Below are 11,141 nucleotides of genomic sequence, written 5' to 3'. Positions count from 1 at the left end.
CCGCGGGGTTACGGAGGTGCTGCGACGTGCTGCCAGAACGGGGACAAAACGGCCATGCCCGTCGTTTCGCGCGCATCCTGGGCACCCGCATCGCCTGGACGCCCGTCGGCGACGGACAGTTCTTCTGCCCCGGCTGCGGGGGCGACCGCAACTACCAGCGGCTGACCGGACACCGCCGCTTCACCCTGCTCGGCGTGCCCGTGCTGCCGCGCGGCGAGGCGGGACCCGTCGTCGAGTGCGCCGCCTGCGCCCGCCACTACGGCACCGACGTCCTCGACCACCCCACCACCAGCCGCTTCTCCGCGATGCTCCGCGACGCCGTGCACACCGTCGCCCTCGCGGTCCTCGCCGCGGGCAGCACCCGCACCCGTACGTCCCTGTCGGCCGCCGCGGGCGCGGTCCGAGCCGCGGGCTTCCAGGACTGCACCGAGGAACAGCTCAACGCCCTCGTCGAGGCGCTCGCCGCCGACACCGGGCGCATCTTCGGGGAACCCTGCGGTCCCGGACTCGCCATAGAGCTGCACGAGGCCCTCGACCCGCTCGCCCCGCACCTCGCCCCCGGCGGACGCGAGGCCATCCTGCTCCAGGGCGCCCGGATCGCCCTCGCCGACGGCCCCTACACCCCCGCCGAACGCGAGGTCCTCGCCACCGTCGGCGCCGCGCTCACCCTGACCGCCGCCGACGTGGAGCGCCTGCTGACGGCGGCCGGTACACCCTCGTAGCAGCGCCCCGGTACTCCCCGGGGAGTACCGCGGCGCTCCTGTCACCCCTCGCCGTACCCGCGAAGTCGCCCCCGCGCCCGACGAATCCGCCCCCGCCCGCCGGGAGTCTGGACACGACCCAGACGCCGAACGGACGGAGCCCATCCCATGGGGGGCAGCAACACGACAAGCACCCGGCGACGACGCGTGGTGCCATGGGCGGTGCTCGGCCTGTGGCTCGCCGCGCTGGTGCTCGCGGGACCGCTCGCCGGGAAGTTCAGCGACGTGCAGCAGAACCGCGCCGTCGACTACCTGCCCGACAGCGCCGACTCCACCCAGGTCGCCCGCGTCCAGGACCGGCTGCCCGGCGGCGAGTCGACCGACCTGGTGCTGGTGTACCACCGCGACGGCGGACTCACCGACGCCGACCGCGACACCGCCGCCGCACAGCTCGCCGAGATCGCCGACACCCACGCACTGACCGGCACACCCCAGGGCATCCCGTCCACCGACGGCACCACCCTCATGTACCCGGTCTCCACCACCGAACCCGGCCAGGACGAAGAGGCCAGGGACGCCTTCGTCGACGACGTCCGCGAGAGAGCCGAGGGCGGCGGCGGACTCGGCGTCGAGGTCGGCGGGCCGGGCGCCCTCCAGACCGACATGGGCAAGGTCTTCGAGACGATCGACGGCACCCTGCTGCTCGCCACCCTCGGCGTCGTCACCGTGCTGCTGATCGTCATCTACCGCAGCCCCTTCCTGTGGCTGGTCCCGCTCGCCGTCGCCGGCGCGGCCGCCTCCCTGTCCATGGCCGCCGCCTACGGCATGCACGAACTCCTCGACGTCACCATCACCGGCCAGAGCGGCGGCATCATGACCGTCCTCGTCCTCGGCGCGGGCACCGACTACGCCCTGCTGCTCATCTCCCGCTACCGCGAGGAACTACGCCGCCACGAACGGCCCTACGACGCCATGCGGGCCGCCCTGCGCGGCTGCGGACCGGCCATCCTCGCCTCCTCCGGCACCGTCGCCGCCGGACTGCTCTGCCTGCTCGCCGCCGACCTCAACAGCAGCAGCGGCATGGGCCCCGTCGGCACGGTCGGCGTCCTCGCGGCACTGGTGGCGATGACGACACTGCTGCCCGCCGTACTCGTACTGCTCGGACGGCGGGTCTTCTGGCCGATGGTCCCCGCCTTCGGCAGCACGCCCAAGGCCCGCCGGTCCCTGTTCGCCGCCATGGGCACCTCCGCCACCCGCCGCCCCGTCGCCGTCCTCACCGGCGGCGCCCTGCTGCTCGGCGCGCTCGCCCTCGGCGTGCTCAACCTGCCCGGCAGCCTCAAGCAGGAGGACTCCTTCACCGACCGGCCCGAGTCCATCAGCGCCGGGAAGACCCTCGCCGAGGCCTACCCCGAACGCGGCAGCCAGCCCATCACCGTGATGGCGCCCACCGGCCGCGCCGACGCCGCCCTGGCCGGGATCCGCTCCACCGACGGGGTCGCCGAAGCGGCCGCCGGACGCAGCGGACAGGGCTGGACGGAGATCACCGTCTACGCCACCGCCGCCCCCGAGACCCCGGCCGAGACCCGCACCATCGACGCCCTGCGCGCCGGACTCGACGACCTCGGCGACACCTACGTCGGCGGGCCCAGCGCCCAGCAGCTCGACCTCGCCGACAGCGAGGCCCGCGACCGCAAGGTCATCGTTCCGCTGGTGCTCGCCGCCGTCTTCGTCATCCTCGTCGGACTGCTGCGCAGCCTCGTCGCCCCGCTGCTGCTGCTCGGCGCCGTCGTCGCCGTGTGGGGCGCCGCCCTCGGCATCGGCGGCCTCGTCTTCGGGCCCCTGTTCGGCTTCGACGGCACCGACCCCGGCCTCGGCCTGCTCTCCTTCGTCTTCCTCGTCGCCCTCGGCGTCGACTACGGCATCTTCCTGATGCACCGCATGCGCGAGGAGTCCCTCGCGGGCACCGAACCCGCCGCCGCCGCGCTCACCGCGCTGCGCACCACCGGCGGCGTCATCGCCTCCGCGGGCGTCGTCCTCGCCGCCACCTTCGCCGTCCTCACCACACTGCCACTGGTGGCGCTCGTCGAACTCGGCTTCGTCATCGCGGTCGGCGTCCTCCTCGACACCTTCCTCGTCCGCACCTACCTGGTGACCACGGCGAGCGTGCTGCTGCGGCGCAAGGTGTGGTGGCCCGGACGACTGTCCAAGGAGACCGAGCCGGTACCACGGCAGCGGCAGCCCGAACCGGTCTGACGTCCCCAGGGTGCCCCTCCCTGCCGGAGGGGCACCCTCCTCCCGGAAGATGAACCCGTGCGGGCAACCACCGGAAGAGACCCCGGCCTTCGGCGGGACGCGGGACTGGCCGTCGTCCTGGCCGCCGTCAGCGCGCTCCTCGCCGCGTTCGTCGGCGACGCCCGCACCCCCGACGCGCTGGGCTGGACACTGCTGCTCGCCTCCACCGTGCCGCTCGTCTGGCGCCGCCGCCGACCGGTCCTGGTGCTGCTGCTGGTCGTGGCCCTCGTGGCGCCGTACCACGCGCTCGACTTCCACCACAGCGCCCCCGTCCCCGCGACCATGGTGGCGCTCTACACCGTCGCCGTGACCGGGACCGTACGCCGCACGGTCCTCGTCGGCGCGCTGGTGCTGGCCGGGACGCTCACCAGCAACGCCCTCACCAACCCGGGCGGATTGACGGAGACCGTGCGGATCTTCGGCTGGGCCGTCGCCGTACTGATCCTCGGCGGGTACGTCCGCGTCCACCGCCAGTACATCGCCTCCATCGTCGAACGCGCCGAACGCGCCGAACGCACCCGCGAGGAGGAGGCCCGCCGCCGCGTCGCCGAGGAGCGCCTGCGCATCGCCCGCGACCTGCACGACCTGCTCGCCCACAGCATCACCCTGATCGGCGTGCAGACCTCCGTCGCCGCACACGTCCTGGCCGCCGACCCCGAACGCCTCGACCGCGCCGCCGTCGCCAAGGCCCTCGACGACATCGCCGGCACCTGCCGCAGTGCCCGCGGCGAACTGCGCACCACCCTGGAGGTGCTGCGCGACCACGACACCCCCGACGTCCGCGGCCCACTGCCCGACCTGCGCGGCCTCGCCGACCTCGCGGACACCGCGCGCGCCGCGGGCGCCGACGTCGACCTCTCCGTGCGCGCCGACGGCGTGCCGCCCGCCGTCGGTGCCGCCGCCTACCGGATCGTGCAGGAGGCGCTCACCAACGCGGTCCGGCACGGCGGCCGCGACGACCTCACCGTCCGGGTGCGGGTCCACCAGGAACAGGACGGCCTGCACGTCTCGGTCACCGACGACGGCGCCGGCCAGGGCAGCGCCACCCCCGGCTTCGGCCTCATCGGCATGCGCGAACGCGTACGCAGCGTCGGCGGGGTGCTGGACGCCGGACCGCGCGCCGCCGAGGGCTTCGAGGTGACCGCCGTACTGCCGCTCCACGGGGAGCGCGAGGGAGAGAGATGATCCGCGTACTGCTCGCCGACGACCAGACCCTGGTCCGGGCGGCGTTCACCATGCTCGTCGAGTCGGCCCGGGACATGCAGGTCGTCGGGCAGGCGGGAACCGGCCGCGAGGCCGTGCGCCTCGCCCGCAGCGAACGCGCCGACCTGGTGGTGATGGACCTGCGCATGCCCGACCTCGACGGCATCGAGGCCACCCGGCGGATCGCCGCCGACGAGGACCTCGCGGGCGTGAAGGTGCTGGTGCTGACGACGTACGACACCGACGACAACATCGTGGAGGCGCTGCGCGCCGGGGCCTCCGGGTTCCTGGTGAAGGACACCCGTCCGGCCGAACTCCTCGACGCCATCCGCACCGTCGCCGCCGGGGAGGCGCTGCTGTCGCCGGGCCCCACGGCACGGCTGATCGAGCGGTTTCTGCGCAGCCCCGAGATACCCGTCACGGGCGGCCCCGGCTGCCTCTCCGAACGGGAGCGCGAGGTGCTCACCCTGGTCGCCCGGGGCCTGAACAACACCGAGATAGCCGAATCCCTGGGCCTCAGCCCGCTCACCGCGAAGACCCACGTCAGCCGGATCATGGGCAAGCTGGGGGCGCGCGACCGGGCACAGCTGGTGATCGTGGCGTACGAGTCGGGGCTGGTCACTCCGGGGAGCATGTGATCAACACCGTCCGACGACCCGTCAGGGACAGGGATGACACTGCTGAGCCGCACCCTCCTCACCACCGCCGTACTCCTCACCCCGCTCACCGCCCACACCCCCGCCGTCGCCGCCCCCGGCTGCGCCTCCTCGGTGCCCTACACCTCCGGGCAGGGCGGCTACGACACCTACCGCATCCCCGCCGCGGTCACGACCCGGCAGGGCACCGTCCTCGCCTTCGCCGAGGGCCGCCGGGACGGGGCCGGGGACACCGGGGACATCGACGTCGTCGTACGCCGCTCCACCGACGGCGGCTGCACCTGGGACCCGCTGACCGTGGTCGCCGCCGGGAACGGCGACACCCGGGGCAACCCGGCACCCGTCGTCGACCCGCGCACCGGCGCGGTCGTGCTGGTCAGCTCCTACAACAGCGGCCGGGTCACCGAGGCGCAGATCATGCGCGGCGAGACCACGCCCGCCGAGAGCCGCCGCGTGTTCGTGCAGCGCTCCACCGACGACGGCCGTGCCTTCACCCCGCCCAAGGAGATCACCGCCACCGTCAAACCCGCCCGCTGGCGCTGGTACGCCACCGGACCCGGCCACGCCCTCGCCCTCACCCACGGCCCGCACGCGGGCCGCCTCGTCGTCCCCGCCAACCACTCCGCCGCCCCGCCCGCCGGATCCCCCGACACCGGCCAGGAGTTCAAGTACTACGGCGCCCACGCCCTCTACAGCGACGACAGCGGCCACACCTGGCGGCTCGGCTTCGTCGACGACTCCTACGACGGCCTGCACAACGCCAACGAGTCCACCGCCGCCGAACTCCCCGACGGCACCCTCTACTTCTCCGCCCGCGACCAGCACGGCACCGAACCCGGCAACCGCCTCGACACCCACTCCAGCGACGGCGCCCGGACCCTCGACCGGCCCTACGCCATGCAGCCCACCCTCGACGCGGTGCCAGTCGTCCAGGCCAGCGCCCTCCAGCTGAGCATGCCGGGCGCGCCCCTGCTCTTCTCCGCGCCGTCGGTGCCCACCGCACGCCGGTCCATGGCGGTGTGGCGCAGCACCGACGGCGGCACCACCTTCGAACGGGCGCTGGTCCTGTCCGACCTGCGGGCCGCCTACTCCGACCTGGTGGAGGTCGATCCGGTGACGGTGGGGGTGCTGTACGAGACGGGCGAGTCGGGGTCGTACGAGACGATCGAGTTCCGCAGGCTGCCGATCGGCGACCTGGCCGGGGTGACGGCCCGTCGGGAGAAGGCGGGCTAGAGCAGCCCCGCCGCCGCCAGGAACTTTCCCACCCCTTCCGTCTCCTCCGGCGACAGCGGCACCTGTGGTTCCGCCGTCGCCGGGCAGGCGATGACGCCGCGCAGGTGCAGCGCCGCCTTGAAGGCGCCGAGCGCGGACGAACTGCCGCCCATCCGGGCCGGGTCACCGACGCCGACCATGCCGAGCAGGGCGCACAGCCGCTCCTGCTCGGCGCGGGCCAGGTCCAGGTCGCCCGCCCGGTGCAGCCGGTACAGGCGGACGTAGCCGTGCGGGTCGACGTTGGCGAGGCCGGGCACCGCCCCGTCGGCGCCCATCGCCAGCGCGGCGTCCACGAGGGCCTCCGAGCCGGTCAGCACGGAGAACCTGGCGAGGGCGGGGTGGGTGCGCGCGCCGGTCACCACCCGGCGGAAGCCCGCCAGGTCGCCGCTGGAGTCCTTCAGACCGGCCAGCACCCCCTCGGCGGCCAGCTCCAGCACCAGTTCCGACGGCAGCTTGGAGTGCACGGCGGCCGGGATGTCGTAGGCGATCACGGGTACCGGGCTGGAGCGGGCGACCAGCCGGAAGTGGCGGGCGATCTCCGTGGGGTGGGTGCGGGTGTAGAACGGCGCGGTGACGACGACCGCGTCCGCGCCCGCCGCCGTGACCCGGGCGACCTGGTCCAGGACGCGCGGCGTGGTCAGGTCGATCGCCCCGGCCAGCACGGGCAGCCGCCCGCCCGCCCGCCGCACGGTCTGGGTCACCACCAGCTCACGCTGCCGGTCCGTCAGATAAGCGGTCTCCGACGTCGAGCCGAGCACGAACAGCCCGTGCACCCCGCCCGCCACCAGATGGTCGACGAGCGCGAGCAGCGACGCCACATCCACCTCACGGTCCGGGGTCAGGGGCGTGCAGACGGGCGGGACGACACCGGTGAGGGGGGCGGGGAAGGTCATACGGGCTCCGTCGGGGGTGTGGCGTGGGCGACCAGGGCGTGGACCGGCCGGTCCGGTGGCGCCGGGCGTGCGCACGGGCGGTCGTCGCGGCGGCACCCTACCGGTCGGGTCACGCCGGTTCCGTGGGCGGCGCGGCCTGCGCGACCAGCTCACGGGTCGGCTGGTCCTCCGGAACCGGATGGTGGCAGCGGTAGCGGTGCCCGAGCGTCGACGCGTCGGTGAACGGCGGCATCGACTCGGCGCACACCTCCGTCGCCCGCCAGCACCGGGTACGGAACGGGCACCCGCTCGGCGGGCGCACCGCCGACGGCACGGGACCGGTCAACGGGATCGGGTCGACCGGGTCGAGCAGCCCCGGTGTCGCGGAGAACAGCGCCCGCGTGTACGGATGACAGGCCCGGTCGCCGACCCGGTCGGCCGGGGCCTCCTCGACGATCCGGCCCAGGTACATCGTGATCACCCGGTCGCTCATCCGGCGCACGGTCTGGATGTCGTGCGAGACGAACACCAGCGCGAGACCCAGCCGCTCCTTCAGATCGAGCAGCAGATTGAGGATCTGCGCCCGCACCGACACGTCCAGCGCACTGGTCGGCTCGTCCGCCACCACCAGATCCGGGTCGAGGGCGAGCGCACGGGCGATGGCGACGCGCTGCCGCTGCCCGCCCGAGAGCTGCCCCGGCAGCCCGTCCGCCAGCGCCCTCGGCAGCCCCACCAGCGCCATCAGCTCCCGCACCCGCTCCTCACGCTGCGCCCCGCTGCCCCGCCGGTGCACATCCAGCGGATCGCGCAGGATCTGCCGTACCGTCAGCCGCCGGTTCAGCGCGGTCGACGGATCCTGGAAGACCATCCCCGTGCCCGCCCCGACCGCCCGGCGCCGCTCGGCGGGCGGCATCGCCCACAGCTCACGTCCCCGGTACGACACCGTCCCCCACGTCGGCCGCTCCACCCCCACCAGCACCTTCGCCAGCGTCGACTTGCCACACCCCGACTCGCCCACCACCCCCACCGTCTCACCGGGTACGACGGTCAGATCGGCGCCCGTCAGCGCGTACACCCGGTCCCGGCCGAACACCCCGCCGCCGCGCGCCCGGTGGACGACATGGGCGTCGGACAGCTCCATCAGCGGGGACATGGAGTTCAGGGTGTGCACCAGATCGGTCATGTCACGACCTCGCTCTCGGCCTCGCCCGCGTCGTCCGGGTCGACGGCGGCCGTCAGATCGACCGCCGGGTGATGGCAGGCGGCCGTGTGGGCGGGCGCGCCCAGCAGCTTGGGTGCCGTGGTCCGGCAGACGCCGGTCGCCCGGGGACAGCGGTCCGCGAAACGGCAGCCGTCGGGGAAGTCGGCCGGGGACGGTACGACGCCCTTGATCTGCGTCATCCGCTCGGCCGCCCCCTCCAGCGACAGCACACTGCCGAGCAGACCGCGCGTGTAGTGGTGCGCCGGGGCCGCCACCAGGTCGGCCGTCACCCCCGTCTCCACGATCTGCCCGCCGTACATCACCACCACCCGGTCGGTGACCTCCGACACCAGCGCCAGATCGTGACTGACCAGGACCAGCGCGAACCCCAACTCCTCGCGCAGCCGCAGCAGCAGCGCCATGATCTGCGCCTGCACGGTCACATCGAGGGCGGTCGTCGGCTCGTCCGCGACGATCAGCCCCGGGTCACGGGAGAGGGCCAGCGCGATCAGGACGCGCTGCCGCTGCCCGCCGGAGAGTTCATGGGGATAGCTGCGCAGGGTGCGGTCCGGGTCGAGGCCGACCAGGGACAGCAGCTCGGCGGGGGAGCGGCGGCCACCGCGCCGTACGACCTGCTTGAGCTGGGCGTGGATCGTCATCGCCGGGTTCAGCGAGGACAGGGCGTCCTGGTAGACCATCGCCATCTCGTGCCCGAGGAGCGCGCGCCGCGCCCGCATCGGCTCGGCCAGCAGATCACGCCCCCGGAACCGGACCCGGCCCCGTACCCGGGCACCCCTGGGCTGGAGCCCCATCACCGTCAGCGCGGTCAGCGACTTGCCGCAGCCGGACTCGCCGACCAGCCCCAGCACCTCACCGGGCCGCACCTCGAAGCCGATGCCGTCGACGATGTCGACGCCGCCGTGCCGGTCGTCGAAGCCGATGGCGAGGTCCTCGACGGCGAGCACCGGCTCCCCGGACGGCAGCGGCCGGGCCCGGGCCCGCAACCGCCGCGCGGTCGCGGCGAGTCCCGGCAGCGCGGTGACGGCCCCGCCGCCGGGCTCCGCCCGCTCCAGCCGGTCCTCCTCCTGGCCCTTGGCGGGCACCTCCCGGGCCGCCGGTGCCGCCCAGGCGTCCGACACCCCCTCGGAGAGGACGTTGAGGGACAGCACGGTGAACAGCATCAGCAGCCCCGGGAAGACGGTCGCCCACCAGCCGCCCGTGAGCACCATGTTCTTCCCGTCGGCGATGACACTGCCCCACGACGGGTCCGGCGGCCGAACCCCCGCCCCGATGAACGACAGCGACGCCTCGAACACCACCGCCTCCGCCACCTGCACCGTGCAGAACACCAGGACCGGCGCCGCGCAGTTGATGGCGACGTGCCGGACCACGATGTGCGGGGTGCGGGCCCCGATGACCCGCTCGGCGGTGACGTAGTCCTCGCCGTACTGGTCGAGGATGTTCGCCCGCACCACCCGCGCCACGGGCGGCGTGAACAGGAACGCGATCGCGCAGATCAGCACCGTGATGCCACCACCGAACACGGCCACCAGCACCGCCGCCAGCGCGATCCCGGGGAACGCCATCACCACGTCCAGACAGCGCATCAGCGTCTCGTCGACCGCCTTCCGCGAGGTCGCCGCCACCGCCCCGATCAGCGCCCCCGCCACCAGCGCCAGCGAGGTCGCCCCCAGCCCGATCGCCAGCGACCACCTGGCCCCGTACATCAGACGGCTGAGGATGTCCCGGCCGAGACTGTCCTGGCCCATCCAGTGCGCGGCCGACGGATGCCCGGTGCCGTCGGCCGGCGGCTGCTGCTCCAGCGGGTCGTACGGCGCGAGCAGCGGCGCGAACACCGCCACCAGCACCACCACGCCCAGGAAGCAGACGGCCACCTTCGACAGCGACGGCAGCCGCCGCCAGCCGCGCAGCCGGACACCGGGCCGGGCGAGCGCCTCCGTGAGCCGCTTGCGGCCGAACGTCACGCCGCCTCCCTCAGTCGGGGGTTGACCAGCAGATACAGGATGTCGATGACGAGGTTGACGACGACGAACCCGACGGCGGTGGTCAGCACCACCCCCTGCACGACGGCCGGGTCCCCGTTCTTCACGGCGTCGATCATCAGCTTCCCCATACCGGGCAACGAGAAGATCGTCTCGATGACGACGGCACCGCCCAGCAGATAGCCGACCCGCAGCCCCAGCACGGTCAGCGGATTGATCAGCGCGTTGCGCAGCACATTGCGCCCGACGACGACGTGCGGCGGCAGCCCGCCGCCGATCGCGGTCCGCACGTAGTCCCTGTCCAGCTCCTCCACCACCGACGTCCGCACGATCCGGGTCAGCTGCGCCGCCACCGGCAGCGACAGCGCCAGCGCGGGCAGCGTCATCGTCCACAGCCAGCCGGTGACGGAGTCGGCGGGGTTGATGTAGCCACCGGTCGGGAACCAGCCCAGGTCGACCGCCAGGTACTGGATCATCAGCAGCGCCAGCCAGAACCCGGGCGCGGCGACCCCGGTCAGCGACACCACCCGGACCAGCTGGTCCGGCAGCCGGTCCCGGTAGATCGCGGCGGTCACCCCGAGCAGCAGTGACAGCACCACCGCGATGCCCAGCCCGAGGAACGTCAGCTGGAGGGTGAGCGGCAGCGCGGTGAGGATCTGGTCGACGACCGGCGCCCGCGTCAGGGCGCTGATCCCGAGGTCGCCGTGGACCAGGTCGCCGACGAAGTGGACGTACCGCACGGGGAACGGATCGAGCAGCCCGTGCTCCTCACGGAAGTCGTGCAGCTGCTGCGGGGTCGGGTTGGCGCCCTGGAAGAACGCGGACGCCGGGTCGGCGTCGGAGAACCGCATCACCACGAAGACGAACAGCACGATGCCGAGCAGCAGCGGCACGAGCAGGGCGATACGGCGCAGCAGGATCCTGGCGACGGCGGCCACGGC

At 73.7% G+C, this 11,141-nt stretch carries 9 protein-coding genes; 5 read left to right on the top strand and 4 right to left on the bottom strand.

Annotated elements, in window-relative coordinates:
• The first annotated feature begins 26 nt into the window (after nt 1-26).
• The 5 genes from KBY47_RS03185 to KBY47_RS03165 all read left to right on the top strand — a co-directional run bounded on the left by KBY47_RS03185 (nt 27) and on the right by KBY47_RS03165 (nt 6,085).
• Nucleotides 27-722, top strand: a complete 696-nt coding sequence (locus tag KBY47_RS03185) for a TerB family tellurite resistance protein (protein WP_210919308.1) — start codon at nt 27-29, stop codon at nt 720-722.
• Nucleotides 723-869: 147 nt separating this feature from the next.
• On the top strand, nt 870-2,954 hold the full coding sequence (locus KBY47_RS03180) for an MMPL family transporter (RefSeq protein WP_210919307.1): 2,085 nt from the start codon (nt 870-872) through the stop codon (nt 2,952-2,954).
• A gap of 57 nt (nt 2,955-3,011) precedes the next feature.
• A complete protein-coding gene (locus KBY47_RS03175) occupies nt 3,012-4,178 on the top strand; it encodes a histidine kinase (protein ID WP_210919306.1) in 1,167 nt (388 codons plus the stop codon).
• Nucleotides 4,175-4,834 carry a response regulator transcription factor gene (locus KBY47_RS03170; protein ID WP_210919305.1) on the top strand — a complete coding sequence of 220 codons (660 nt, stop codon included), beginning with the start codon at nt 4,175-4,177 and terminating at the stop codon, nt 4,832-4,834. Before KBY47_RS03175 ends, KBY47_RS03170 begins: the two co-directional genes overlap by 4 nt.
• A gap of 33 nt (nt 4,835-4,867) precedes the next feature.
• Nucleotides 4,868-6,085: an exo-alpha-sialidase gene (locus KBY47_RS03165; RefSeq protein ID WP_210919304.1), complete on the top strand. Its 1,218-nt coding sequence runs from the start codon at nt 4,868-4,870 to the stop codon at nt 6,083-6,085.
• Here the strand turns inward: KBY47_RS03165 and KBY47_RS03160 are convergent.
• The 4 genes from KBY47_RS03160 to KBY47_RS03145 form a co-directional block, all read right to left on the bottom strand.
• Nucleotides 6,082-7,017, bottom strand: coding sequence for a dihydrodipicolinate synthase family protein (locus KBY47_RS03160; RefSeq protein WP_210919303.1), 936 nt, complete (start codon nt 7,015-7,017; stop codon nt 6,082-6,084). The two genes, KBY47_RS03165 and KBY47_RS03160, sit on opposite strands and share 4 nt — an antisense overlap.
• A gap of 109 nt (nt 7,018-7,126) precedes the next feature.
• Nucleotides 7,127-8,149 carry an oligopeptide/dipeptide ABC transporter ATP-binding protein gene (locus tag KBY47_RS03155; RefSeq protein ID WP_210919422.1) on the bottom strand — a complete coding sequence of 341 codons (1,023 nt, stop codon included), beginning with the start codon at nt 8,147-8,149 and terminating at the stop codon, nt 7,127-7,129.
• A gap of 26 nt (nt 8,150-8,175) precedes the next feature.
• The gene (locus tag KBY47_RS03150; protein WP_210919302.1) at nt 8,176-10,182 is read right to left on the bottom strand and encodes a dipeptide/oligopeptide/nickel ABC transporter permease/ATP-binding protein; all 2,007 of its coding nucleotides are present in this window, start codon (nt 10,180-10,182) and stop codon (nt 8,176-8,178) included.
• Complete coding sequence (locus KBY47_RS03145; RefSeq protein WP_210919301.1) at nt 10,179-11,138, bottom strand: ABC transporter permease; 960 nt, start codon at nt 11,136-11,138, stop codon at nt 10,179-10,181. The genes KBY47_RS03150 and KBY47_RS03145 overlap by 4 nt, the downstream gene beginning before the upstream one ends.
• Between the last annotated feature and the right edge of the window lie 3 nt (nt 11,139-11,141).

The sequence above is a fragment of the Streptomyces sp. B93 genome, from assembly GCF_018070565.1.
Taxonomy (GTDB): Bacteria; Actinomycetota; Actinomycetes; order Streptomycetales; family Streptomycetaceae; genus Streptomyces.
This window is presented reverse-complemented; position numbering and strand designations above follow the sequence as displayed.

Bases quoted from the DNA above. Each gene is read 5' to 3' on its own strand.
- KBY47_RS03180 (WP_210919307.1), top strand. From the start codon at position 870: ATGGGGGGCAGCAACACGACAAGCACCCGGCGACGACGCGTGGTGCCA.
- KBY47_RS03170 (WP_210919305.1), top strand. From the start codon at position 4,175: ATGATCCGCGTACTGCTCGCCGACGACCAGACCCTGGTCCGGGCGGCG.
- KBY47_RS03165 (WP_210919304.1), top strand. From the start codon at position 4,868: ATGACACTGCTGAGCCGCACCCTCCTCACCACCGCCGTACTCCTCACC.
- KBY47_RS03160 (WP_210919303.1), bottom strand. From the start codon at position 7,017: ATGACCTTCCCCGCCCCCCTCACCGGTGTCGTCCCGCCCGTCTGCACG.
- KBY47_RS03155 (WP_210919422.1), bottom strand. From the start codon at position 8,149: ATGTCCCCGCTGATGGAGCTGTCCGACGCCCATGTCGTCCACCGGGCG.